This window comes from Lysobacter avium (assembly GCF_015209745.1).
In the GTDB taxonomy this organism is placed as follows: Bacteria; Pseudomonadota; Gammaproteobacteria; order Xanthomonadales; family Xanthomonadaceae; genus Novilysobacter; species Novilysobacter avium.
Window position 1 is genome coordinate 1,957,865 of the sequence record NZ_CP063657.1, and the last position, 24,278, is coordinate 1,982,142.

Here is a 24,278-nt window from a genome sequence, read left to right on the forward strand (position 1 = left end):
CACCATGACCTCGCCTGCAGCACCCAACGCCGCCATCCCGCGCCACCTGGCCATCATCATGGATGGCAACGGGCGCTGGGCCGAGCGCCGCCACCGGCCACGCATCATCGGCCATCGTGCCGGCGCGCGCGCGGTCAACCTGTGCATCGATTTCTGCATCCTCAAGGGGATCCAGGCGCTGACCCTGTTCGCGTTCTCCAGCGAAAACTGGGGACGACCGGAGGGTGAGGTCGGCGCGCTGATGAAGCTGTTCATGAACGCGCTGGAACGCGAGGTCGATGAACTCGACCGGCGTGACGTGCGGATCCGCTTCATCGGCGAGCGCGAGCGCTTCAGTCCGGCAATCGTTGCGCGGATGGAATCGGCTGAGCTGCAGACCGCCGGCAATGCCGGCTTGCAGTTGTCGATCGCCGCCAGCTACGGCGGCCGCTGGGACATCACGCAGGCGGCGCGATCGCTGGCCGCCGATGTTGCGGCCGGGCGCCTGCGCATCGAGGACATCGACGAGGCCGCCGTCGGGTCCCGCCTGACCCTGGCCGACGTACCCGCGCCGGATCTGTTCATCCGCACCGGTGGCGAGATGCGCATCAGCAACTTCGTGCTGTGGCAACTGGCCTACACCGAGCTGTGGTTCACCGAAGCGTTGTGGCCGGAGCTGGATGCGGCAACACTGCAGGGTGCGCTCGACCACTATGCTTCCCGTGAGCGTCGCTTCGGGCTTACCGGGGCGCAGGTCGCCCCCCTCCAAGAGAGCACCGAATGACCCGCATCCGCCTGATCGCCGCGTTGGTGATGGCTCCAACCGCCATTGCCGCGATCCTGTTGCTCCCCACTGCGTGGCTGGTGACCCTGGCCGCCGTCGTGTTCCTGATGGGCCTGTGGGAGTGGTATGACCTGTCCGACATCGACGAGACGCTGGCCAAGACCGTCCTGCTGCTGGCCCATCTGGCCCTGATGGTGGCGCTGGTGTGGGCGTCGCGATCCGGCTCGGGCTTCAGCTTTGCGCTGTTCGAACTGGCCACCCTGGTCGGGGTGATCTGGTGGCTGTTGGCACTCGTTTGGCTGGGCCGCTACCAGTTCGCCAGCGACCACACCACGCATGCTCGCGTGTTCAAGCTCGCTGCCGGCGCCCTGGCGATCATTCCCGCCTGGTGCGCCCTGGGCTGGCTGCACGCCAGCGACCCGACTGTCAGCCTGGTGGGATCGATCCCCAAGGGGCACTTCTGGCTGCTGACCGCTTTGATGATGGTCTGGGCGGCCGACAGTGGCGCCTATTTCGTCGGTCGCCAGTTCGGCCGGCACAAGCTGTCGCCGCGCATCAGCCCCAATAAGACCGTCGAAGGCCTGATCGGCGGGTTGGTGGCGGGTGTGGCGATGGCGCTGGCAATCTCGCTGTTGGCCGGCGCCGAGCGCAGCCAGCTGCCCGCGATCGCATTGGTGGCGATGGTGGCGACGCTGTTCTCCGTCGCCGGCGACCTGTTTGAAAGCCTGCTCAAGCGCCACGCCGGGGTGAAAGACTCCGGCACCCTGATCCCGGGCCATGGTGGTGTTCTGGACCGACTCGACGGGGTGCTCGCCGCCCTGCCCGCTTTTGCCCTTGGCAAGGGTCTGATGGGTTTCTGATGAACGCGGTTGCTTCTCCTTCGGACACCATCCGCCACGACATCGCGGTACTGGGCGCCACCGGCTCCATCGGCGGCTCGGCGCTGGACGTCATCGCGCGGCACCCTGAACGCCTGCGCGCGACCGTGCTCGGCGCCGGCCGGAACGTCGCTGCGCTGATCGAGCTGTGTCGCATCCACCGGCCGCTGCACGCCGTGATCGCCGACTCCGACAGTTTCGCCGAGCTGCGCGACGGCCTGGCATCGGCCGGACTCGCAACGCGGGCCCACGCGGGCGCCGATGCGGTCAGCGAACTGGCCGCCGGGGACGACTGCGACACCGTGGTTGCCGCCATCGTCGGCGCGGCGGGCCTGCCTTCGACGCTGGCAGCAGCGCGTGCCGGCAAACGCCTGCTGCTGGCCAACAAGGAGTCGCTGGTGCTTGCCGGCGAGTTGCTGATGGCAGCCGCCCGCGACGGCGGCGCGACGATCGTGCCGATCGACAGCGAGCACAACGCTATTTTTCAATGCCTGCCATCTGCGACCCGACTGGCCGCAGGGGAGCGGGGTGCGGGCCTTGCGCGGATCATCCTCACCGCCTCGGGCGGCCCGTTCCGCGGTCGCTCGCGCGCGTCGCTGGCCGATGTCTCTGTGGAGGAAGCGGTCAAGCATCCCAAATGGTCGATGGGTCCGAAGATTTCGGTCGACTCGGCGACGCTGATGAACAAGGGCCTGGAGGTGATCGAGGCGCACCACCTCTTCAGCCTGCCCGGCGAGCGGATCAACGTGCTCGTCCATCCGCAGAGTCTGGTCCATTCGATGGTGGAGTTCATCGATGGCTCCACCTTGGCCCAGCTCGGACTCCCGGACATGCGTACGGCGCTGGCGGTCGGACTGGGCTGGCCCGACCGGCTCGAATCGGGCGTATCGGGATTGGACCTTTTGGCGCAGGGCGGACGGCTGGATTTCGAGCAGCCGGACCTGGAAGCGTTTCCCTGCCTGCAACTGGCCTACGACGCGCTGGCGGCCGGCGGCACCGCGCCTGCGGTATTGAACGCGGCCAACGAGGTCGCGGTTGCGGCGTTCCTGGAGCGCCGCATCGGCTTCCTCTCCATCCCGGCGCTGGTGGAGGACACGCTTGCCGCCCTGCCCGCAATCCCGGCCGATTCTTTGAAAGCGCTCCAGGAGATAGATCAACACGCCCGCCGGCACGCCGTTCAGGGGCTGGCCGCCCACCGGATGCCAGCATGAGCGTCCTGATCCTGGTGGCGGATGCAAACGTGGCAGATTCCGTCCATGTCTGAGCTGATCGGTTCCGTCTGGTGGCTGCTGGTCAGCCTTGGTCTGCTGGTGACCTTCCACGAGTTCGGCCATTACTGGGTCGCCCGTCGCTGCGGGGTCAAGGTGCTGCGTTTCTCGGTGGGCTTCGGCAAACCGTTGTTCATGCGCCGCGGCAAGGACGGCACCGAGTACGTGGTCGCAGCCATCCCGCTGGGTGGCTACGTCAAGATGCTCGACGAGCGTGCGCTGACCGAGGACACGCCATCAGCGGACGGCGCTGGCGGAGCCGGCGGCGACCTGGGCGCGACATTGACCGAGGCCGAGCGCGCCGGCGCCTTCAACCGACAATCCGTGTGGAAGCGGATTGCGATCGTCATTGCCGGCCCCGTCGCCAACCTGCTGCTGTGCGTGCTGCTGCTGTGGGCGATGTTCGTCATCGGCCGCCCCGACTACGCACCCGTGCTCGGCCAGGCCACCGGTATTGCCGCAGATGCCGGACTGCAACGGGGCGACACCATCACCGCCGTAGGGGATCGGCAGACGCCCACCTGGAGCGAGGTCCAGATGGCGCTGATTCCATCGGCACTGGATCGCAGCGACGTCCAGCTGCAGGTGCTGGACGCGAATGGCAACGCAGGCACCCGGCGCCTGCCGCTGTCGCACCTGCCGGCCGATTTTGACGAGCGCCGCGCGGTGGATGCGATCGGCATGGTGCCGCGCCATCACTCCCTGCCGGCGGTCGTGGGCCAGGTGGCTCCGGATACCGCAGCGTGGGGCGTGCTGGCCGAGGGGGACCGGATCAGCGCCATCGATGGCCGGCCGGTGCAGCAGTGGTCCGATCTCGGGCCACTGGTGCAGGAGCTGGGCGAGCGCGGCGGACGCGGCATGGTCGAAGTCATCCGCGATGACGAGCGCCTTGCGCTGGAGCTTGAGCCCACCCGCGTCACGCCCGAAGGTGGCGAGACCTATTGGGCCATCGGGATCTCGCCGGCGCGCCCCGAGCTGCCCGGCATGGACGCCGAATTGCGCTACGGCCCGATCGCCGCGGTGCCCGCCGCACTGCAGGAAACCGCGCATCAGGCCGGCCAGCTGTTCTCGATGATCGGCCGCGCTTTCAGTGGCCGGGTCGAGGTGCGCAACACCGTTGCGGGCCCGATCACGATCGCCCGTGCCGCCAACGCCTATGCCGGCCAGGGCGCCGCGTGGTTCCTGTCCTTGCTGGCGCTGCTGTCGCTGAGCCTTGGCATACTGAACCTCCTGCCAATCCCGCTCTTGGACGGGGGACACCTGCTGTATTACCTTATCGAGTTGGTCAAAGGCAGCCCGGTGAGCGAGCGCACGATGGCCTATGGCCAATACATCGGCCTGATGCTCATCGCCGCGCTCATGGGCCTGGCGTTCTACAACGACATCGTGAACAACCTGCTGCACTGATGCCGCCTGTCCTGACTGCCACTGCCGCTACCCGTTCACCCTATTTCGCTGCCTCCCCGGGCACCTGCCCCGGCGAGTGCCGCAAGTTCCCCAACCGGACGTGACAATGACGCGACCCATCCCCCGCCGCCTGCTGGTCCTGGCCCTTGCTTCGGCGCTTTCCACGGTTCCCGCGTTGAGCGCGATTGCGCAGCAGCAGCCGGCAATCGCCGCCCCGGTCGGCCCGTTCACCGTCAGTGACATCCGCGTGGACGGCCTGCAGCGGATTTCCGCCGGCACCGTGTTCACCTACCTGCCGGTCGAGCGTGGCGACACGATGGACCAGGCCGCGGCCGGCGATGCGATCCGCGCGCTGTACAAGACCGGGTTCTTCGAGGACGTCCGCATCGGTCACCAGGGCGACATCCTGGTGGTCACCGTCGTCGAGCGTCCGGCGATCAACAAGCTGACCCTGACCGGCAACAAAGACATCAAGACCGAGGACCTGATGAAGGGCCTCAATGACATCGGCCTGACCGAAGGCAACACCTTCGACCGGCTGAGCCTGGACCGCGTGACCCAGGAACTGACCCGCCAGTACAACAACCGCGGCAAGTACAACGTCAAGGTGACCCCGTCAGTGGCCGCGTTGCCGCGCAACCGCGTCGACGTGACCATCGCGGTGGAGGAAGGCAAGGCCGCCCGGATCCAGCACATCAACCTGATCGGCAACGAGCTGTTTGACGACAAGGAAATCACCGGCGGCTGGGAGTCGGGCGTCCACAACTGGCTGAGCTGGTACCGCCGCGATGACCAGTACTCGCGCGAGAAGCTTTCCGGCGACCTGGAAAAGCTCAACAACTTCTACCTGGACCGTGGCTACGTCGACTTCAACATCGACTCCACCCAGGTCGCCATCAGCCCCGACCTGCAGGACATGTTCATCACCGCAGGCGTGACCGAGGGCGAGCAGTACAGGATCTCCAGCGTCGAGATCACCGGCGACACCGTGCTGCCCAAGGAAGACATCGAGAAGATGGTGCTGGTCAAGCCCGACCAGGTGTTCTCGCGCAGCCTGCTGGAAATCAGCTCCGATGCAATCACGGCCACACTGGGCAACATCGGTTACGCCTTCGCCCAGGTCAACCCGATTCCCGACGTGAACCGCGAGGACAAGACGGTCGCCATCGCGATGCAGGTCGTCCCCGGACCGCGCGTCAACGTCCGCCGGATCAGCTTCAAGGGCAATACGCGTACCGCCGACGAAGTGCTGCGCCGGCAGATGCGCCAGTTCGAAGGTTCCTGGTACTCGCAGGCCGCGATCGACCGCTCCAAGATCCGCATCCAGGGCCTGGGCTATTTCGACAAGGTCGACGTGGAAACCGTGCCGGTCCCGGGCACCAGCGACCAGGTCGATGTCGTCTACAACGTCAACGAGGTCGCGGCAGGCAGCTTTGTGTTCGGCCTGGGCTATTCGCAGCTGACCGGTCTGAGCACCCAGGTGCAGGTGTCGCAGAACAACTTCCTGGGCAGCGGCAACCGGATTGCCGTGCAGGCGCAGCGCAACGACTACCTGCAGCGCTACGACTTCTCCTTCACCGATCCCTACTTCACCGACAACGGCGTGTCGCTGGGCTACAACCTGCGCTGGAGCGAGTTCAACAACTCCAACTTCAACACCGCGCGCTACTCCTCCACCAGCGGCTTGGCGCAGATGGTGCTCGGGGTGCCCATCACCGAGACCGACAGCTTCACCACGCTGCTGGGCGTCGACAGCAACCAGATCTTCGCCTACCGCGGCTCCACGCCGGAATCCATCGTCGACTACATCGACGCCGTCGGCCAGCGCACCTTCCACGCCTGGCGCGGTGAGATCGGCTGGGCCCGCAACACGCTCAACAGCGCGCTGACGCCGACCCGCGGCATGTCGCAGCGCCTGTGGCTGGAGGCGACCCTGCCCGGCTCGACGGTCGAGTACTACAAGCTCAACTACAGCCTGTCGCATTTCTGGCCGCTGTCGCGCCACCTGGTGCTCAACACCCGCGCCGAACTGGGTTATGGCGACAGCTACGGTGATGCGTCGGTACGCAACATCTGCTTCACCGCGCCCACCCAGGACAATCCGGATCCGGTGCAGACCGAGAATTGCGACCCAAGCTCGCCCGACTACGTAAAGACCGTCACCGCCGACGGCCTGCCGTTCTTCGAGAACTTCTACGCCGGTGGTACGCGCTCGGTCCGCGGTTTCAAGGACAACACGCTGGGCCCGCGCGAGGCGGCGCTGTACAGCAGCTACCTGCAGCCGATCGGTGGCGCGGTGAAGACCGTCGGCTCGGTGGAGATGATCTTCCCGACCCTGATCGACAGCACGGCGGCGCGCGTCTCCGCGTTCCTCGACTTCGGTAACGTGTTCGCCAGCACCGACGATTTCGATGCCGGCGAGCTGCGCGCGTCCACGGGTCTGGCGCTGATGTGGCGCTCGCCGATGGGTCCGATCACGATCAGCTACGCGTTCCCGGTCAAGAAGGAAGACGGCGACCAGCTGGAGCGCCTGCAGTTCACCTTCGGCGGCTCGTTCTGACGGCGGACCCGGCCGTCATGCCCTCCCCTGCACCAACCGTGGCCGAGCTGGCCGAGCGGTTCTCGCTCGGCGTGCGCGGCGACGCGACCGCGCGCATCCGTGGCGTCGGCACGCTCGCCAATGCCGGCAAGGACCAGCTCGCCTTCCTGGCCAACCCCAGGTACCGCGGCCAGCTGGACGACTCGACGGCCGCCGCCGTGGTCATGCGCGCCGCCGATGCCGAGGGCTTCGGTGGCACGGCGCTGGTCGCCGAGGACCCCTACACCGCGTTCGCCAAGATCGCCGCCGTGTTTGAAGTGGTGCCCGTGCGCCAGCCCGGCGTCCACCCGATGGCCGACATCCACGCCGACGCGGTGGTCGACCCTGCCGCGCACGTCGGCGCTTTCAGCAGCATCGGCGCCGGCAGCCGCGTCGAGGCCGGCGCCTTCGTCGGCCCGGGCTGCATCGTCGGTGAGAACTGCGTGATCGGAGCCGGCAGCGAGCTGCTGGCGCGCGTCACCCTGGTCACCCGGGTGCGGTTGGGCCAACGCGTGCGCATCCATCCCGGCGCGGTGATCGGTGCCGACGGCTTCGGCCTGGCGATGGACGCGGGACGCTGGATCAAGGTGCCGCAGCTGGGCGGCGTGGTGATCGGCGATGACTGCGAGATCGGTGCCAATACCTGCATCGATCGCGGCGCGATCGAGGACACGGTGCTGGAGGAGGACGTCCGCCTGGACAACCTGATCCAGGTCGGCCACAACGTCCGCATCGGCGCGCACACCGCCATGGCAGGTTGCGTCGCCATCGCGGGCAGCGCCCGCATCGGTCGTTACTGCATGATCGCCGGCGGTGCCGGCATCGCCGGGCATCTGGAGATCTGCGACCGGGTGGTGGTGACGGCAATGAGCCTGGTGAGCAGTTCGATCCGCGAACCCGGAGAATACTCGTCCGGCACCGGGCTGATGGACAATCGCAGCTGGCGCAGGAACGCCGCGCGATTCCGGCAGCTGGACAGGATGGCGCGCCAGTTGCGCGACCAGGAACCTAAGGACGACACGCAATGACCGATGCACTCAAGCTCCCGATCGATGTTCCGGGTATCCAGGCGATGCTGCCGCACCGCTACCCGTTCCTGCTGGTCGACCGGGTGACGGAGCTGGAGCCGAACAAGCGCATCCTGGCCTACAAGAACGTCACCAACAACGAGCCGTTCTTCAACGGCCACTTTCCCGGCCAGCCGGTGATGCCCGGCGTGCTGGTGATCGAGGCGCTGGCCCAGGCCGGCGGTCTGCTCACCCAGCTCTCGCTGGGCGGGACGTTTGAGAACAAGCTGTTCTACCTGGTCAAGATCGACGGTGCCCGGTTCTCGCGCATGGTCGTCCCCGGCGACCGCCTCGACCTGGAGGTGGTCCTCAAGCGGACGATCCGCAACATGGCGCTGTACCAGGGCATCGCCCGGGTCGACGGCGAGCAGGCCGCGTGCGCTGACATCCTGTGTGCCGAGGTCGTCAACAAGCCATGAGCCCGGCGGTCATCCACCCCAGCGCGATCGTCGAGGCCGGGGCACGGCTCGCCGATGGGGTGACGGTGGGTGCCTTCAGCTACATCGGTGCGGGCGTGGAGATCGGCGCCAATACCCAAATCGGGCCGCACTGCAGCGTGCATGGGCCGACCCGGATCGGCCGCGACAACCGCTTCATCGGCCACGCCGCCATTGGTGGCGAGCCGCAGGACAAGAAGTACGCCGGCGAGCGGGTCGAGCTGGTCATCGGCGAGCGCAATACGGTCCGCGAGTTCGTCACCATCAACCGCGGCACCCGCGGCGGCGGCGGTGCGACCCGGATCGGCGACGACAACTGGCTGCTCGCCTACACCCACATCGCGCACGACTGTGTAATCGGCAACGACTGCGTGTTTTCCAACAACGCGACGCTCGCCGGTCATGTCGTGGTTGGCGACCACGTGATCCTCAGCGGGTTTGCCGGTGTCCACCAGTTCTGCCGGATCGGCGCGCACGCCTTCATCGGCATGGGCGCTTTCGTCAACGGCGACGTGCCGCCGTTCGTGATGGTCGCGCAGGAAGGCTACAGCCGCCCGCGCGGGATCAATAACGAAGGCCTGAAGCGGCGCGGCTTCGACGCGGGACGCATCGCGATGATCAAGCGTGCCTACCGCGCCCTGTACGTGGCCGGCCATTCGCTGGAAGAGGCGCACGCCCGCCTCAGCGAGATGGCAGGCGACAGCGACGACGTGCGCGAGCTGCTGGACTTCATCGACAGCGGCGATCGGCCCCTGCTGCGGTGAGCGACAACCGCGCCGTGGCGGAGATCTTCAACGAGCTCCCCCCGACCCGACCCAAACGCATCGCCCTGGTGGCCGGAGAAGCCTCCGGCGACCTGCTGGGCGCCGACCTGATCGAACAGCTCCGCCTGCGCTGGCCCGGCGCGGAATTCGTCGGTGTCGGCGGTGCGGCGATGCGCGATGCGGGCATGGAGACCTGGTTCGATGCATCCGAGCTCGCGGTGATGGGGCTGTCGGAAGTGCTGCGCCACCTGCCGCGGCTGTTGCGGCTGCGCCGCGAACTGCGCGAGCGCGTGCTGGGGTGGCAGCCCGACGTGTTCATCGGCATCGACGCGCCGGACTTCAACCTGGGCGTGGAGAAGTGGCTGAAGCAGCGCGGCGTGCGCACCGTGCACTACGTCAGCCCGTCGGTGTGGGCCTGGCGCGAGAAACGCGCGGCGCGCATCGGCGAGAGCGCGGATCTGGTGCTGTGCCTGTTCCCGATGGAGCCGCCGATCTACGCCCGCCACGACGTGGACGCGCGATTCGTCGGCCATCCACTGGCCGACACGATGCCCCTGGTGCCCGACCGCGATGCGGCGCGGGCGACGCTGGGACTGGACCCGCAGCGACCCGTGCTGGCGCTGCTGCCCGGCTCACGGGTGGGCGAAATCCAGCGCCTGGGTGCCGACTTCATCGGCGCGGCGGCGCGCGTGCTTGCCGCCGAACCGACGCTGCAGGTAATCGCACCGATGGCCGGACCGCAAGCGCGCGACGCATTCCAGGCCATCCTTTCCAGCCATCCTGACGCGACCGCACTTTCGCGAGCGCTGAGCGTGCTCGACGGCCAGTCGCGCACCGCGATGGTCGCCAGCGACGTCATCCTGCTGGCATCCGGCACGGCCACGCTGGAGGCGATGCTGGCCAAGCGGCCGATGGTCGTCGCCTACAAGGTGTCCGCGTTGACCTACCTGCTGGTGAAAACCCTGGGCATGCTCAAGGTTGACCATTACGCGCTGCCCAACGTGCTTGCTGGCGAGGAAGTCGTGCCGGAGCTGATGCAGGACGACTGCGGCCCGGAGGCACTGGCCGATGCGTGCCTGAAGTGGCTGCGCGGGGGCGACACCCGCGCCCTGCAATCGCGCTTCCTGACGCTGCACGACTCGCTGCGCCGCGGCGCCTCGGCGCAGGCTGCACAGGCGATCGTCGAGCTCGTATCCTGAGCCGATGGGCCGCTGCACCGATCAACTCACGCTCCCCCTCGAACCCGTCCGCGTCGCCGGGCCGTTCGCGGGTGTCGACGAGGCCGGCCGTGGGCCGCTGGCCGGCCCGGTCGTGGTCGCTGCGGTGGTGTTCGCGCCGGGGCGCACTCCGGTCAATGGACTGGACGACTCCAAGCTGCTGTGCGCGCGACGCCGCGAGGAGCTGTACGCGCGGATCGTGGAACGGGCGCTGGCCTGGCACGTGGTCGCGGTCGAGGTCGAGGAGATCGACCGCATCAACATCTACCAGGCGACCATGATCGGGATGCGGCGCGCGGTGGAGGCCGTCAGCCACCTTGCGGTCGCCGCGCGCATTGACGGCAACGTGATCCCGAGGAATTTGCCCTGCCCCGCGGAGGCCTGGATCGGTGGCGACCGCCGCGATCGCGCGATCATGGCCGCCTCGATCCTCGCCAAGGTCACCCGCGATCGCCTGATGTGCGCGCTGGACGAGCAATGGCCGAATTACGGCTTTGCCGCACACAAAGGCTATGGCACCCCGGCGCACCTCGCCGCGCTGGACCGGCACGGCGCCTGTCCGCACCACCGGCGTACTTTTGCCCCGGTGCGGAAGGTCGTCGAGCGGGATTCGTCCGTTCTCAAGCACCCTTTGGCCGACGACCACCTGGTCTCGCTTCAAGATTGATCAGGTGATGAACGGGGACGAGCCCGGGAAGCGGGCGCCGGGCGTTCAGCGGCCGTTTCGCAACCGCAGATAAACCATCGCGCCATCCCTTATGCACGGGACCGTCGGCGTGGGATGAGTGCGGCGCAGGAATACTTCCGGCACTCGCCAGCGGACCGGCGTGCGCGCAGGCTGGAGTCGTGGAGCAAGCCGGATCGCAGACCCGTCGCACGGCGATTTGGCGGCTCTGGCCTGTCGCGGATGACGGTCGCTGCCGTTGGATCCGCCAGCCACCCCGTCCAGGCATGGACAAGCATTGAGGTCATCCTCATGAACACGTCCCTGTTCGTCGCGTCCCCGCTGCCGGCAAGCCTGTTCAGCGGCGCCCCGCGAGCTTACTCAAACCGCCACTCGATCGGCGACTTCGTACCCGACCCGATCCGTCTGGCGCACTTCAACGCCCTGCTTGTACAGATCAGCACCGAACACCCGCAGGTCGATGCCGACCAACTGGCCACCGCAGCCCGCGAGCTGATACTCCAGGCCCGGGACGGACGTATCCCCCAGTCCATCCGCGAGCGGATCCGACGCGCCGGCGCCATGGACCTGATGCAGTCCGATCCGGAGTGGGAAACCGGGGCTCAAGCGGCGATTGCCGCGGCAACCGCACTGGACTACCTGCATGGCAAGGACACGCTCATACCCCGCAGCCTGCCGGTGGTGGGCTGGCTGGACGGCGCGGTCGTCGTCGAGACCGCTTGGCCGACGCTGGCCGACGAGGTGCGCGACTACCTCGACTTCTGCCGCCTGCGCCGCATCGAGGCGCGGTTGCGCGGTGAGGACCGGCGCTATTTCGGTTTCACCCGTGACCAGCTCGACGATGCGCGACTCGCCGAATTTCTCTGGATCGAGCATTGCCGCAGGACCGGCCGCAGCAGTTACCTGGCCGCGGACGAGGCCGGGCGGTTCCGGGTGAACTGAACGCAGGCGCGTCGCGGACCGACAACCCGCGACGCGCAGACGCGCGCCGCTGCCGGTGCTCGCTTGTCAAGGCCTTGCCGGGCCGACGGTGGCTGATACTCTGGGCGTTGCCCCAGCCGGTCGGTCCACGGCACGAATGCCAGCTCGCTTCACCCACCTGCACCTGCACAGCGAATTCTCGCTTGTCGACTCCACCATCCGGGTCAACGAGCTGGTCAAACGCTGCGTGATGCTTGGCCAGCCGGCGGTCGCACTGACCGACGTCAACAACCTGTTTGCCGCGGTCAAGTTCTACCGCGCCGCGGAACAGGCCGGAGTCAAGCCGATCCTAGGCGCGGACGTCGGCCTGGCCGATGGCAACGAGGCGAGCTCTCGCCTGACCCTGCTGTGCCGCGACCACACCGGTTACCTGACCCTGTCGCGCCTGCTCAGCCGGATGTGGATGGAGGGCCACCGCACCGATAGCGTCGCGCTGCGCCCGGAATGGCTGCGCGAGGACAACGAGGGCCTGTTCGCGCTGGCCGGACGACAGAGCCTCGCCGGGCGCATGGCGACCTCGCAGCGGCCCGAGCTGGCCGAGGCGTGGCTGGCGGACTGGCAGGGCATCTTCGATGACCGCCTGCATCTGGAGCTGACCCGGACCGGGCGCGCCGACGAGCCGGTGTTCAACGAATTCGCGATTCACGCCTCGGCCAAGCGCGGCCTGCCGCTGATCGCCAGCAACGATGTGCGCTTCCTTGACCGCGACGGCTTCGATGCCCACGAAGCCCGCGTCTGCATCTCCACCGGCCGCGTGCTCGACGACCCCAAGCGGCCGAAGGAGTACAGCGCCGAGCAGTACCTGAAGTCGTCTGAAGAGATGGCCGAGCTGTTCGCCGATGTCCCGGATGCGATCGACAACGCGCTCGCGCTGGCGACCCGCTGCAACGTCGAGATGCAGCTGGGCACCTACTACCTGCCCGCGTTCCCGGTGCCCGACGACCACACCATCGAGTCCTGGCTGCGAAGCCAGGCGCACGACGGGCTGGACGCGCGGCTGCAGAAGGTGCTGCAGGTCGAGGGCCGGCTCGCAAACGACATGACTCGGCAGGACTACGAGGACCGCCTCGACACCGAGCTGGGCGTCATCCTGTCGATGGGTTTCCCCGGCTACTTCCTGATCGTTGCGGACTTCATCAACTGGGGCAAGGAACAGGGCATCCCGGTCGGGCCGGGGCGCGGTTCGGGTGCCGGTTCGCTGGTGGCCTGGGCGTTGGGCATCACCGACCTGGATCCGTTGCCCTACGACCTGCTGTTCGAGCGCTTCCTGAACCCCGAACGCGTGTCGATGCCCGACTTCGACATCGACTTCTGCATGGACCGCCGCGACGAGGTGATCGACTACGTCGCGCGCAAGTACGGCCGCGACCGGGTCAGCCAGATCATCACCTACGGCACCATGGCCGCCAAGGCGGTGGTGCGCGACTGCGGGCGCGTGCTGGGCCATCCCTATGGTTTCGTCGACGGCATCGCCAAGCTGATCCCGATGACCCTGGGCGTGAGCCTGCGCGATGCGCTGGGCGAGTCGGAGGCCGCAAAGAAAAACCCAGAGCTGGCATCGGGCGACCTCATCGCGCGCTACCACTCCGAGGACGATGTCCGCGACCTGCTCGACCTCGCGCTCAGCCTGGAGAACCTGACCCGCAACGCCGGTCGCCATGCCGGCGGCGTGGTGATCGCGCCCTCGCCACTGAGCGACTTCTGCCCGCTGTTCGCCGAGCACGATGGCGAGGGACGCGGCAAGACGCCGGTGACCCAGTTCGACAAGGACGACGTGGAATCGGTCGGCCTGGTGAAGTTCGACTTCCTCGGCCTGCGCACGCTGACGATCATCGACTGGGCGGTGAAGGCGATCAACGTGCGCCGCGCCAGATCCGGCGAGGAACCGCTGGACATCACGACCCTGCCGCTGGACGACAAGGCCACCTACGAGCTGTTTGCGCGTGGCGAAGGCGTGGCGGTGTTCCAGTTCGAGTCGCGCGGCATGCGCGAGCTGCTCAAGCGCGCGCGCCCGGACACCTTCGAGGACATCATCGCGCTGGCCGCGCTGTTCCGCCCCGGCCCTCTGGGCTCGGGGATGGACAAGGACTGGGTCGACCGCAAACACGGCGTGGCCGAGGTCAGCTACCCGCATCCGTCACTGGAGCCGGTGCTGGGCCCGACCTACGGCGTGATCGTGTACCAGGAACAGGTGATGCAGATCGCCCAGGTCATGGCGGGCTATTCGCTCGGCGGCGCCGACCTGCTGCGCCGCGCGATGGGCAAGAAGAAGCCCGAGGAAATGGCCAAGGAGCGGGCCAAGTTCGAGGCCGGCTGCCTGGCCAACGGCATCCCGGCCAAGGTCGCCAGCCCGATCTTCGACCTGATGGAGAAGTTCGCCGAGTACGGCTTCAACAAGTCGCACTCGGCGGCCTATGCGCTGGTCGCCTACCAGACCGCCTGGCTGAAGGTGCACTACCCGGCCGAGTTCATGGCCGCCGTGCTGTCGTCCGACATGGACAACACCGAGAAGGTCACCGGCTTCCTGGACGAGTGCCGGGCGATGAACCTGCAGGTGTTGCCGCCGGACGTGGATGCCTCGGCGTACATGTTCGAGGCGGTGGCGCCGGACACCGATGCTGCACCGGCCGACGCCGATGCCAAGCCGCCGGTCGGCACGATCCGCTACGGCCTGGGCGCGGTGAAGGGCGTGGGTCACGGCGCGTGCGATGCGATCGTGCAGGCGCGCCGCGCCGGCCCCTTCACCGACCTGCTGGATTTCTGCAAGCGGGTGGAAGGCGGCAAGCTCAACCGCCGCGCGCTGGAAGCGCTGACCCGCGCCGGCGCCCTGGACAAGCTGGGAAAGAATCGCGCCAGCCTGATGCTGCAACTGCCCGAGGTGGTCCGCGCGACCGACCAGCTGGCCCGCGAGCGCGAGGCCGGACAGGTCAGTCTGTTCGGCGGGGATGGTGGCGGCGGTGATGCCAGTCCGGCGCTGCACATCGAGCTGCGCGAGACCGATGAATTTCCGCTGGGCCAGCTGCTGGCCGGCGAGCGCGAGACCCTGGGCCACTACCTCAGCGGGCACCCCTTCGATCCCTACCGCGACGAGCTGCTGGACCTGATCGGCCACGACCTGGGCGCGCTGGAGCGGATCTGGGAGTCGCGCCCGGAAAGCGCGCGCAGCGGCTGGCGCCCGGAGCTGGACACGGTCGTCGCCGGCCAGGTGGTCGCGCTGCGCAAAAAGGGCGACAGTCAGATGTTCGTGCAGATCGAGGACGGCAACGGCCGCCTCGAAGTCGCGTTCTTCTCCGAGACCTACACCGACTTCGCGCCGCTGCTGACCCGCGATCGCCTGCTGGTGATCAAGGGCGGCCTGCGCGAGGACGCCTTCAGCGGCGGTTTTGCGCTCAAGGCCGAGCGCTGCTGGGACTACAACCAGGTCTGCGCCGATTACGCCAAACGGCTGTCGCTGCGGCTGGACCTGCAGGTGCCCGGCACCTGGCAGCGGGTGGATGCGCTGCTGGCCCGTCATCGTCCCGGCGGCGCCAGGGTCCGGCTCGACCTCCTGCTGCCCGCTGCCGCTGGCATGGTCGACCTGCCGGCCGCCGGATCGGTGCGGGTAGACGCGGAACTTGCCGGCCTGCTCCGCGCGGAACCCGGCGTGCGGGCGGTGAAGCTCGCGCTGGACCGGCCCTGGGGCTGAACGGGTAGCGCACACCTCCGCGTGCGCTGTGGCTTGCGGCGTCCGCGCAGAGGGGTCGGTTAGACTGTCGCCTTCACGGCAGTACGGCTGCCCGAGCCCAGGCATCCCATGAACCCGAACTACCTCGATTTCGAACAACCCATCGCCGACCTGGAAGCCAAGATCCAGGAGCTGCGCCAGGCCAGCCGCGGGTCCGCGGTGGATGCCGACAGCGAAGTCCATACCCTGCAGGACAAGCTGCGCAAGCGCACCGCGCAGATCTTCCGCGACCTCACGCCGTGGCAGGTATCGCAGCTGGCCCGGCATCCCGCGCGCCCGCATACCAACGACTACATCCGGGTGATGTGCGACGAGTTCCAGGAGTTGGCCGGCGACCGCGCCTATCGCGACGACCCGGCCATCGTCGGCGGCCTGGGTCGGATTGGCGGGCGACCGGTGGTGATCATCGGCCATGAGAAGGGCCGCGATACCAAGAGCAAGGTGCGGCGTAACTTCGGCATGCCACGGCCCGAGGGCTATCGCAAGGCGCTGCGCCTGATGAAGCTGGCCGAGCGTTTCCAGCTGCCGGTGCTGACCTTTATTGATACGCCAGGCGCGTACCCGGGCATCGGCGCCGAAGAGCGCGGCCAGTCGGAAGCCATCGCCCGCAACCTGCTGGAAATGGCCGAGCTGAAAGTCCCGATCATCTGCACGATCATCGGCGAGGGCGGCTCCGGCGGTGCGCTGGCGATCGGTGTGGGCGACTGCACGGTGATGCTCGAGCACAGCACCTACTCGGTGATTTCACCGGAGGGCTGCGCCTCGATCCTGTGGAAGGACCCGGCCAAGGCCAAGGACGCCGCCGAGCAGCTGGGCCTGACCGCCAAGCGCCTGCACGGGCTGGGCCTGATCGACAAGGTCGTGCGCGAGCCCACGGGCGGTGCGCATCGCAACCCACGCCAGATCGCGACCCGGCTCAAGGCGGTCCTGCTCAACGAGCTGGACACGCTGCAGGCCATGCCGGTGGACGAGTTGCTGCAGCAGCGCTATGAGCGGCTACGCGATTACGGCGCGTACGAAGCGGCATAACCCGGCCCGACGAGCTCCGAATCGCGGCTCAGCGAGTCGCGGCCGACTCCGGCATACGCTTCTGCCGCGTCACCAGGCGCGCTGGTATTGCACCGGTACCGGCAGCTCCGCCCCCAGTTCGCGGGCAGCCCGCTGCGGAAAGTACGGGTCACGCAGCAACTCGCGGGCCAGCAGAACCATGTCGGCGTCGCCCTTGGCGACCAGCGCATCGGCCTGCGCCGCATTGGTGATCAGGCCGACCGCGCCGGTCGCAATGCCGGCCTCGCGGCGGATGCGGGCGGCGAAAGGCACCTGATACCCCGGCTCGACCGGGATCGTCACGTCCGGCACCAGCCCGCCGGATGAAACATCGACCAGATCGACGCCGTGCCCGGCCAGCAGCCGGCTCAGCGCGATGCTCTGCTCGATGTCCCAGCCACCTTCGGCCCAGTCGGTCGCCGAGATGCGCACCCACAGCGGCAGATCGGCCGGCCATTCATTGCGCACCGCATCCAGCACTTCCAGCAGCAGGCGGATCCGGTTCTGGAAACTGCCGCCGTAGTCGTCCTCGCGCCGGTTCGACAGCGGCGACAGGAACTGGTGGAGGAGATAGCCGTGGGCGGCGTGGACTTCCACCAGCCGAAAACCCGCCGCCAGCGAGCGACGCGCAGCCATCGCGAATCCCTCAATGATCCGGGCGATGCCCGCGCGGTCGAGCGCATCCGGTTGCGCGTAGTGGGCATCGAATGCCAGCGCCGTTGGCGCCACCGGTGTCCAGCCGCCGTCCGACGGAGCAACGGCTCCGCGACCCCGCCACGGCGCATAGGTGCTGGCCTTGCGCCCGGCGTGGGCCAACTGGATCCCGGCGACCGCGCCCTGCTCCTCGATAAAGCAGGCAACGCGTGACCAGGCGTCGCGTTGGGCGTCATTCCAGATGCCGGTGTCCTCTGGCGAGATTCGTCCCTCGGGCGCTATTGCCGTCGCCTCGGCGATCACCGCCCCTGCACCGCCGGCCGCGCGGCTGCCCAGATGCACCAAGTGCCAGTCGTCCGGCATCCCGTCGCGCGCCGAGTACTGGCACATCGGCGACACCACCAGGCGATTGCGGAAGTCGACCGATCGTTGCTGCAGGGGTTCAAACAGGTGGCTCAAGGCGTGCTCCGATCGCGATTCAAGCGGTCAACGTTAACAAGCACGACGGTACGCGCGCGTCACGGGGCGGCGTGACGGCCCGGCGTCGGGGGCCCGGCCGCAAGTATTGCGCCGTGGCACCATTTGCCCATGCACACGCCCAGTTCCCGGCCGGCCGCAGCTCTCCCCGGCCAGCCCTTCCACGACCGCCCCGACGCGCCGCTGCTGGTCGGCTTCAGCGGTGGGCTGGATTCCACCGTGCTGCTGCATGCGCTGGCCAGCAATGCGGCCGTTCGTGCGCGCGGACTGCGCGCCGTGCACATCCACCACGGCCTTCAGGCCGATGCCGACCGTTGGAGCGCGCACTGCGAGGCGGCATGTCACTCGCTCGGGATTGCGCTGGACACGATCCGGGTCGCGGTGCGGGCTGATGGAGCGGGTACGGAGGCCGCGGCGCGTGATGCGCGGCATGCGGCATTCGGCGGTCTGATGGCGCGCGGGGAGGTGCTGGTGCTGGGCCACCACCGCGACGACCAGGCCGAGACTTTCCTGCTGCGCGCGTTGCGTGGATCGGGCGTGGACGGCCTCGCGTCGATCCGGCGCTGGCGGGAGTTTGGCCCGGGACGGCTGTGGCGACCGCTGCTGGATACCTCGCGCGAGACGCTGCTGTCCTATGCGACCGCGCACGGCCTCGACTGGATCGAGGACCCCAGCAACACCGATTGCAGTTTCGATCGCAATTTCCTGCGCCAGCAGGTCCTGCCGCTGCTGCGCTCGCGTTGGCCGCATGCCGAATCGGCGTTCGCGCGTTCCGCCACCCTGTGCGGGGAAGCACAGCAGCTGCTGGAAGAAGAGGACGCGGCTGCGCTGGTCGCGAGCACGGGCGAAAGCCCGCGAGTGCTCTCACGCGCTGCGCTGCGCACCCTCCCCGACGCTCGCCGTGCGCGCGTGCTGCGACGCTGGGTCGCCGGACTCGAACTGCCCCCACTGCCGGCACACGGCGTGGCACGCATCGAGGCGGACCTGCTGCACGCACGCCCCGATGCCTCGGCGCGCCTCCAGTGGAACGACGCGGTGATCCACGCCTGGCGCGATGGGCTGCACGCGGGCAGGGTGCTGGACGAAATGCCGATTGGCTGGACCGCAGTTTGGGACGGCGGCGAGCCGTTGAAGCTCCCACACGGCGAGTTGACCCTGGACGGCGCACCGCTCCTGCCATGGCCCGGCCTGGTCACGGCCCGGCGTGGAGGCGAGCGGATCACCCTGCCGGGCCGCACCCACAGCCACTCGCTGAAGCACCTGCTCCAGGTTCTGGATGTTCCGCCGTGGCAACGAGACGGCCTGCCCTTGTTGAAGAACACTGGCGGCGCGGTGCTGGCCGTGGCCGACCTGGCCTACGCAGCGGAGTTCGCCGCCTGGCTGGACCTGCACGGCGCCCGCCTGCGGTGGCTGCCGACCGATCATTGACCCTCATCAGCCGGGGCACACATTGCATTGACCCTCCGCGCGCGCTGGCCGACACTGCACGGATGCCCCGCAAACCCGATACCGAAGCTTCGCCCGTTGCCCATTTCGAAACCTCGCTGGATGCACTCGAACAGCTGGTCGACAAAATGGAAAAGGGCGACCTGAGCCTGGAAGAATCGCTGGCCGCCTACGAACGTGGCGTCGGCTTGTACCGCAGTTGCCAGACCGCGCTGGAGCAGGCCGAGCTGCGCGTGCGCCTGCTCAGCGACCCGCAGGATCCCGACAGCGGCGAGGAATTCCATCCCCTGCCCGATCCTTCCGCGCCCGATGCCTGAGACGCGTCTGGCGCAGTGGCGGGAGCGGATCGACCTCGCCCTCGCCGCGGCACTGCCGAGCGCCGACAGCGGCCCCGGCCGCCTGCACGCGGCCATGCAACACGCCGCGCTGCTGGGTGGCAAGCGCATGCGGCCGCTGCTGGTCTACGCCGCCGGCGACCTGTGCGGCGCGGATCCCGCCGCCCTCGACGCCCCGGCGGTGGCGATCGAACTGATCCACGCCTACTCGCTGGTGCATGACGACCTGCCGGCGATGGATGACGACGACCTGCGCCGCAACCAACCGACGGTGCACATCGCCTTTGACGAGGCCACCGCGATCCTCGCCGGTGATGCCCTGCAGACCCAGGCCTTCAGCGTTCTCGCTGATGCGCCGGTAACGGACGCGATCCGGGTCGCCCTGATGCGCACGCTCGCCCTTGCAGCCGGAAGCAGGGGCATGTGCGGCGGGCAGGCGCTGGACCTGGCCGCCACCGGCAATGGCGGCGCCATCGGGATCGAGGCACTGGAGCATCTGCATGCACTCAAGACCGGGGCCTTGATCCGCGCCGCTGTGCGCATGGGAGCGCTGTGCGGCAACGCAGGTACGGATGATCTCGCGCGGCTGGATGCCTACGCTGATGCCCTCGGCCTGGCGTTCCAGGTCCGCGACGACATCCTCGACGTCGAGGGCGACAGCGACACGCTGGGCAAGACAGCGGGCAAGGACGCCGCCCAGGACAAGGCCACCTTTCCTGCGCTGCTGGGAATGGAGGCCTCGCAAGCCCGCCTGCAGGCGCTCGCCGCGCGCATGGACGATGCGCTGGAGCCGTTTGGTGAGCGCGCCGGCATGCTCGCCACCCTCGGGCGCCAGGCAGTGCAGCGCAGCTTCTGACCGGTTTCGTCCCCAAGCCTCGTAAGTGGAGGGGACAAGGGTTCCGTCAAGGAAGGTAGCGCGATGGGCAACCGCCCGGGCCATGCGGTACTGGCATGGCTGCATACACGCATGGCAACGCTGGGCGTCCGCGCGATGGACGCCTGGACCGTCGTCCTGCGTGGCTACCGACGCCCGCTGGCCTGGCTGACGCTGCGGCTGCGCTTTGCCTTCTTCCCGCTGCTGGCGGTCGCCGCGATTGGCTGGTTGGCGTGGGACTGGACCCACGAACGTTCGCTGGATGCTGCCGAGGACGCGATCTTCGACCAGGTGCTTCAGTGGCGCCCCGTTGAGCCGACACCGTCGGGCCGGGTGGTGGTGGTCGAGATCGATGACTGCTCCATCGACTACTTCCGCAGCGTCGGTGAAGGCGGCTGGCCATGGAGCCGCGCACGCCACGCCGACCTGATCGACGGGCTCGACCGCGCCGGCGTGCGCGGGGTCGGCTTCGACGTGCTCTTCGCCGATCGCTCCGGGCAGGACCCCCAAGGTGACCTTGTGCTGGAAGAAATGGCGAAAGCCGGTGAAGGCCGGTTCCTGTTCGCCGCCTCGCGCCTGCACCGCGATTTCGACGCGCGGGCACCGCTCACCGCCGACCTCGCCCCCGCGGCGTATCCACGCACGCGCAACGCGGCCACCCCCGGGCCGACGGTCGCGCTGATGTTGCCCTATGGCGAGGCCATGGCGCGCCACAGCGCGCTGGTCAATGTCGCCCGTGCCGAGGACGGCGTGGTGCGCGACGTGCTGCTCTACCTGGAGGCGGGCGACTGGAGCATCCCCGCGCTGCCCTTGCGCCTGGCCGCCCTGGCGGATCACCCAATCGCAGCGGTTCGCCATCCGCGCAAGCCCTTGCTGCGCGTCAACTGGCGGACCCGCTCGCAACTGCCCTACGCCAGTGCGGCCGACATCATCGAACAACGCCCGATCTGCCACTCCGACGCCCACCCCATGCCATCGTTGACCGACACCGTGGCGCTGGTCGGTTACACCGCGGCGGGCATCAACGACGTCAAGCCCACCCCGGTCAACCGCGCGATGCCGGGGGTGGAAGTGCTCGCCGAGGCGACCGAGGCGCTGGTGGCCGGAAGCGCGATCCGCATGCCGCCGGGATGGGTGAAATACGTGCTCGCCGCGTTGGCGACCCTGCTGACCACGGTGGTCTTCTGGCGCGGGCAGCCGCACAAGGACGTGGATTCGGTGTTCGTGGCGATCAACGCGCTGCTGTTGCTGCTTGCCTTTGCCGGGCTGACGTTGTTCGGGTTTTTCCTCGACATCTTCGCCAGCGTGGGCTTCATCAGCCTGTGTTTCGGCGCATGCAGGATGTACTCGGGCGTGCAGCGCGGACGCGCGGACGGCAACAGCGACTACACCGCCGAGCACGATCCGGCCGCCGAGCCATGGACGGCGGTGGTGCGCCTGCGCCTGCTGCCGGATGCCAGCCTGTCGGCGCGCAGCTACAAGGTCCGGCGGCGCGAGTACCGGCGCGTGCTGCGCCGCTACGTGTATGCCGAAGAAGGCATAGTCATGATCGACGGCATCGTGGAGCGCAAGCACGTCATGACGGCCATGCTGGACGACATCGTGATGCTGCTGTGGAACGGCCGCAGCGAGATGGCGTTGCGCGACCGGGTCCGCAAGGACCTGGATGGCCTGCAGTCGGAGCTTCTGCGCTATCCCAACGCTCCGGCCGCCAGTGCGCAGCTCGCGATCAGTCTTGCGATGGCGGAAACCGGGGGCGCCAGCCCCGGGGAGCGCCGACTGAAACTGCACAGCCTGCTTGGCCAGGACTTCAACCAACTCCCCGAGCGGCCGCTGGCAGCCGCCAACACCTTCCTGGATACGGGCCCCGCGCCCGATGGAGAAACCAAATGAAGCTCATCAGCAAACGCATCGGCGTGGCGATCCTGCCCGCGCTGCTCCTCACCGCCGGCGCCATTGCCATGGCCGCCGAGATGCCCGCGGTCGTGCACAAACCCTCGGTGGAGGTGCGCAGCGCACCGGACTTCAAGGCCGGCAAGATCGCCGTCCTGCAGCGCAATGCGGCGGTAAAGATCGTTGACCAGAACGGCCTGTGGTACCGGCTGCAGTTGGCCGATGGCGGCAGTGGTTACGTGCGCATCAACGAGGTGCGGGTGGCGAGCGCCGGCGCGGAGACCCCTGCCGCCAACAGTCAGGCTTTGTTCGGTGGCAATTCCGGCCAGGGCAGGAGCACGGAGACGGCGAGCGTGCGCGGCATCAACGAGACCACGTTGCGAACCGCCCGCAATGATGCCGCCGGACTGTCGAAGTTGCAGGCCTACAGCGTCAGCGCAGAAACCGCGGGGGCGCACGCGCGCAGCAAGGGCTGGCAGCCCGTACGCATTGCGTGGGGACCGGATGCGGCGGCAGCGCGTGGCAGCGGCGGCCAGGCGACCCAGGCCGAAAAACGCGCGACGCTGTCCTCGGCGCGCGGACTGCTTTCCCGTCTCGGTGGCGGTGCGATCGCCGACAGCGCGATGCGGGTCGCCGATCGCGCGGTCGGCAAGTCCGAACAGGAACTGGCGGCCGAGGAGCTCGAGCTCGGGCCGGCCATTGCCGGGCGGGTGCTGGGCGCGGCGCCGCTGTGGGCCAACCCCGAAGCGCAGAAGCGCATCAACCTGGTGGGGCGCTGGGTCGCCTCGCAGACCTCGCGACCGCAACTGCCGTGGACCTTCGGGGTCATCGACGACGGCGAGATCAACGCCTACGCCGCTCCGGGCGGCTACATCCTGGTCACCCGCGGCATGTACGACCTGCTTGACGACGACGCCGAACTGGCGGCGGTGATCGCCCACGAACTCGGCCACGTGGTCCAGCGCGACCACTATGAGGTGATCCGCAAGCAGGAGATTGCCAAGGTCGGCAAGGACGTCGCGATGGCCCAGGTCCGGCCACACGGTATTGCAGCGGATTTCGCCCGCGACTACGTCAACACCCACGGCGCGGCGGTGATGATGAGCAGCCTGGACCGCGACGCCGAATACCGCGCCGACGAGGCGGCCGGGGTGTACCTGGCACGCGCGGGGTTCGACCCGCTGTCGTTCTACGCGGTGCTGCAGAAGATGGCCGCCCTGGGCACCCGGCCGGCGCGCATGTCGCAGCTGTACCGCACGCATCCGCCGCTGGAGGCGCGCATGGACCGGCTCGACCAGCGGGTCCGCCGCTGATCACCGGACGCCAAACCGGAACGGGCCCGGGAAATGACTTTTCCGGGCCCGTGGCTGCAGGTCGGCCGTAACGACCGGCCGTTGCAGCAATCAGCTGACCAGACGCAGCGTCATCGGATAGCGGTAGGCCACGCCTTCGTTGCTCTTGATGGTCGCGATGATGGTCATCACGAGCCAGTAGATGCCGACCGCGAACGCCGCGAAGTAGAACAGGAAGCCGATCAGGATCACCAGCAGGACAGTCCCGACCGCCACCAGTGCAAGCGTGACAATGGCGATGGTGATGTTGAAGTTCAGGGCTTCCTTGGCCTGGTCGTCCACGAAGGGCATGGATTCCTTCTGGATCAGCCAGATGATCAGCGGCCCCAGGATGCAGCCCAAGCCGCCGGTGAAGATGCCGGTGAGCGCGGACAGGTGGGCAAACATCGCCCATTGACGCTGCTGGACGGGGATGCCCTCGTCCTGCGGCG

19 protein-coding genes and 1 pseudogene are annotated in these 24,278 nt (G+C 68.2%); 18 read left to right on the forward strand and 2 right to left on the reverse strand.

Annotated elements, in window-relative coordinates; all coding sequences use genetic code 11:
• The first annotated feature begins 4 nt into the window (after positions 1 to 4).
• The 13 genes and pseudogenes from uppS to INQ42_RS08875 all read left to right on the forward strand — a co-directional run bounded on the left by uppS (position 5) and on the right by INQ42_RS08875 (position 16,798).
• Complete coding sequence (gene uppS / locus INQ42_RS08815; RefSeq protein WP_194033948.1) at positions 5 to 763, forward strand: polyprenyl diphosphate synthase; 759 nt, start codon at positions 5 to 7, stop codon at positions 761 to 763.
• On the forward strand, positions 760 to 1,623 hold the full coding sequence (locus INQ42_RS08820) for a phosphatidate cytidylyltransferase (protein WP_194033949.1): 864 nt from the start codon (positions 760 to 762) through the stop codon (positions 1,621 to 1,623). The genes uppS and INQ42_RS08820 overlap by 4 nt, the downstream gene beginning before the upstream one ends.
• A complete protein-coding gene (locus INQ42_RS08825) occupies positions 1,623 to 2,852 on the forward strand; it encodes a 1-deoxy-D-xylulose-5-phosphate reductoisomerase (RefSeq protein ID WP_194033950.1) in 1,230 nt (409 codons plus the stop codon). The genes INQ42_RS08820 and INQ42_RS08825 overlap by 1 nt, the downstream gene beginning before the upstream one ends.
• 45 nt (positions 2,853 to 2,897) lie before the next feature.
• Positions 2,898 to 4,316, forward strand: coding sequence for an RIP metalloprotease RseP (gene rseP, locus INQ42_RS08830; protein WP_194033951.1), 1,419 nt, complete (start codon positions 2,898 to 2,900; stop codon positions 4,314 to 4,316).
• Between the two features lie 106 nt (positions 4,317 to 4,422).
• On the forward strand, positions 4,423 to 6,876 hold the full coding sequence (bamA, locus tag INQ42_RS08835; RefSeq protein ID WP_194033952.1) for an outer membrane protein assembly factor BamA: 2,454 nt from the start codon (positions 4,423 to 4,425) through the stop codon (positions 6,874 to 6,876).
• 17 nt (positions 6,877 to 6,893) lie between these two features.
• The gene (lpxD, locus tag INQ42_RS08840) at positions 6,894 to 7,922 is read left to right on the forward strand and encodes a UDP-3-O-(3-hydroxymyristoyl)glucosamine N-acyltransferase (protein WP_194033953.1); all 1,029 of its coding nucleotides are present in this window, start codon (positions 6,894 to 6,896) and stop codon (positions 7,920 to 7,922) included.
• On the forward strand, positions 7,919 to 8,380 hold the full coding sequence (gene fabZ, locus INQ42_RS08845; RefSeq protein WP_194033954.1) for a 3-hydroxyacyl-ACP dehydratase FabZ: 462 nt from the start codon (positions 7,919 to 7,921) through the stop codon (positions 8,378 to 8,380). The genes lpxD and fabZ overlap by 4 nt, the downstream gene beginning before the upstream one ends.
• The gene (gene lpxA / locus INQ42_RS08850) at positions 8,377 to 9,162 is read left to right on the forward strand and encodes an acyl-ACP--UDP-N-acetylglucosamine O-acyltransferase (RefSeq protein WP_194033955.1); all 786 of its coding nucleotides are present in this window, start codon (positions 8,377 to 8,379) and stop codon (positions 9,160 to 9,162) included. Before fabZ ends, lpxA begins: the two co-directional genes overlap by 4 nt.
• Before the next feature lie 47 nt (positions 9,163 to 9,209).
• Positions 9,210 to 10,361 (forward strand): annotated as a pseudogene (gene lpxB / locus INQ42_RS08855) (lipid-A-disaccharide synthase); the annotation flags it as partial.
• A gap of 4 nt (positions 10,362 to 10,365) precedes the next feature.
• A complete protein-coding gene (locus INQ42_RS08860; protein WP_194033957.1) occupies positions 10,366 to 11,046 on the forward strand; it encodes a ribonuclease HII in 681 nt (226 codons plus the stop codon).
• 309 nt (positions 11,047 to 11,355) lie between these two features.
• Positions 11,356 to 12,006 carry a hypothetical protein gene (locus tag INQ42_RS08865; protein ID WP_194033958.1) on the forward strand — a complete coding sequence of 217 codons (651 nt, stop codon included), beginning with the start codon at positions 11,356 to 11,358 and terminating at the stop codon, positions 12,004 to 12,006.
• Between the two features lie 136 nt (positions 12,007 to 12,142).
• Entirely contained in the window at positions 12,143 to 15,730 is a 3,588-nt protein-coding gene (gene dnaE / locus INQ42_RS08870; protein WP_194033959.1) for a DNA polymerase III subunit alpha, read from the forward strand.
• A 108-nt stretch (positions 15,731 to 15,838) separates the two neighbouring features.
• Positions 15,839 to 16,798 (forward strand): acetyl-CoA carboxylase carboxyltransferase subunit alpha, encoded by a 960-nt coding sequence (locus tag INQ42_RS08875; protein ID WP_194033960.1) that lies wholly within the window; start codon positions 15,839 to 15,841, stop codon positions 16,796 to 16,798.
• A 69-nt stretch (positions 16,799 to 16,867) separates the two neighbouring features.
• On the opposite strand, the gene INQ42_RS08880 is transcribed toward INQ42_RS08875, so the two are convergent.
• The gene (locus INQ42_RS08880) at positions 16,868 to 17,929 is read right to left on the reverse strand and encodes an NADH:flavin oxidoreductase/NADH oxidase (RefSeq protein WP_194033961.1); all 1,062 of its coding nucleotides are present in this window, start codon (positions 17,927 to 17,929) and stop codon (positions 16,868 to 16,870) included.
• A gap of 129 nt (positions 17,930 to 18,058) precedes the next feature.
• On the opposite strand from INQ42_RS08880, the gene tilS reads away from it, so the two are divergent.
• From tilS to INQ42_RS08905, 5 genes are all read left to right on the forward strand, one after another.
• Positions 18,059 to 19,375: a tRNA lysidine(34) synthetase TilS gene (gene tilS, locus INQ42_RS08885; protein WP_194033962.1), complete on the forward strand. Its 1,317-nt coding sequence runs from the start codon at positions 18,059 to 18,061 to the stop codon at positions 19,373 to 19,375.
• A 62-nt stretch (positions 19,376 to 19,437) separates the two neighbouring features.
• On the forward strand, positions 19,438 to 19,710 hold the full coding sequence (locus INQ42_RS08890) for an exodeoxyribonuclease VII small subunit (protein WP_194033963.1): 273 nt from the start codon (positions 19,438 to 19,440) through the stop codon (positions 19,708 to 19,710).
• Entirely contained in the window at positions 19,703 to 20,584 is an 882-nt protein-coding gene (locus INQ42_RS08895; RefSeq protein WP_194033964.1) for a polyprenyl synthetase family protein, read from the forward strand. Before INQ42_RS08890 ends, INQ42_RS08895 begins: the two co-directional genes overlap by 8 nt.
• Before the next feature lie 63 nt (positions 20,585 to 20,647).
• Positions 20,648 to 22,495 carry a CHASE2 domain-containing protein gene (locus tag INQ42_RS08900; protein ID WP_194033965.1) on the forward strand — a complete coding sequence of 616 codons (1,848 nt, stop codon included), beginning with the start codon at positions 20,648 to 20,650 and terminating at the stop codon, positions 22,493 to 22,495.
• Positions 22,492 to 23,808: a M48 family metalloprotease gene (locus tag INQ42_RS08905; RefSeq protein WP_194033966.1), complete on the forward strand. Its 1,317-nt coding sequence runs from the start codon at positions 22,492 to 22,494 to the stop codon at positions 23,806 to 23,808. Before INQ42_RS08900 ends, INQ42_RS08905 begins: the two co-directional genes overlap by 4 nt.
• Before the next feature lie 90 nt (positions 23,809 to 23,898).
• Here INQ42_RS08905 and INQ42_RS08910 read toward each other — a convergent pair whose 3' ends face one another.
• Positions 23,899 to 24,234: a DUF4870 domain-containing protein gene (locus INQ42_RS08910; RefSeq protein WP_194035828.1), complete on the reverse strand. Its 336-nt coding sequence runs from the start codon at positions 24,232 to 24,234 to the stop codon at positions 23,899 to 23,901.
• Between the last annotated feature and the right edge of the window lie 44 nt (positions 24,235 to 24,278).

Bases quoted from the DNA above. Each gene is read 5' to 3' on its own strand.
- uppS (WP_194033948.1), top strand. From the start codon at position 5: ATGACCTCGCCTGCAGCACCCAACGCCGCCATCCCGCGCCACCTGGCC.
- INQ42_RS08820 (WP_194033949.1), top strand. From the start codon at position 760: ATGACCCGCATCCGCCTGATCGCCGCGTTGGTGATGGCTCCAACCGCC.
- INQ42_RS08825 (WP_194033950.1), top strand. From the start codon at position 1,623: ATGAACGCGGTTGCTTCTCCTTCGGACACCATCCGCCACGACATCGCG.
- rseP (WP_194033951.1), top strand. From the start codon at position 2,898: ATGTCTGAGCTGATCGGTTCCGTCTGGTGGCTGCTGGTCAGCCTTGGT.
- bamA (WP_194033952.1), top strand. From the start codon at position 4,423: ATGACGCGACCCATCCCCCGCCGCCTGCTGGTCCTGGCCCTTGCTTCG.
- lpxD (WP_194033953.1), top strand. From the start codon at position 6,894: ATGCCCTCCCCTGCACCAACCGTGGCCGAGCTGGCCGAGCGGTTCTCG.
- fabZ (WP_194033954.1), top strand. From the start codon at position 7,919: ATGACCGATGCACTCAAGCTCCCGATCGATGTTCCGGGTATCCAGGCG.
- lpxA (WP_194033955.1), top strand. From the start codon at position 8,377: ATGAGCCCGGCGGTCATCCACCCCAGCGCGATCGTCGAGGCCGGGGCA.
- INQ42_RS08860 (WP_194033957.1), top strand. From the start codon at position 10,366: ATGGGCCGCTGCACCGATCAACTCACGCTCCCCCTCGAACCCGTCCGC.
- INQ42_RS08865 (WP_194033958.1), top strand. From the start codon at position 11,356: ATGAACACGTCCCTGTTCGTCGCGTCCCCGCTGCCGGCAAGCCTGTTC.
- dnaE (WP_194033959.1), top strand. From the start codon at position 12,143: ATGCCAGCTCGCTTCACCCACCTGCACCTGCACAGCGAATTCTCGCTT.
- INQ42_RS08875 (WP_194033960.1), top strand. From the start codon at position 15,839: ATGAACCCGAACTACCTCGATTTCGAACAACCCATCGCCGACCTGGAA.
- tilS (WP_194033962.1), top strand. From the start codon at position 18,059: ATGCACACGCCCAGTTCCCGGCCGGCCGCAGCTCTCCCCGGCCAGCCC.
- INQ42_RS08890 (WP_194033963.1), top strand. From the start codon at position 19,438: ATGCCCCGCAAACCCGATACCGAAGCTTCGCCCGTTGCCCATTTCGAA.
- INQ42_RS08895 (WP_194033964.1), top strand. From the start codon at position 19,703: ATGCCTGAGACGCGTCTGGCGCAGTGGCGGGAGCGGATCGACCTCGCC.
- INQ42_RS08900 (WP_194033965.1), top strand. From the start codon at position 20,648: ATGGGCAACCGCCCGGGCCATGCGGTACTGGCATGGCTGCATACACGC.
- INQ42_RS08905 (WP_194033966.1), top strand. From the start codon at position 22,492: ATGAAGCTCATCAGCAAACGCATCGGCGTGGCGATCCTGCCCGCGCTG.
- INQ42_RS08910 (WP_194035828.1), bottom strand. From the start codon at position 24,234: ATGTTTGCCCACCTGTCCGCGCTCACCGGCATCTTCACCGGCGGCTTG.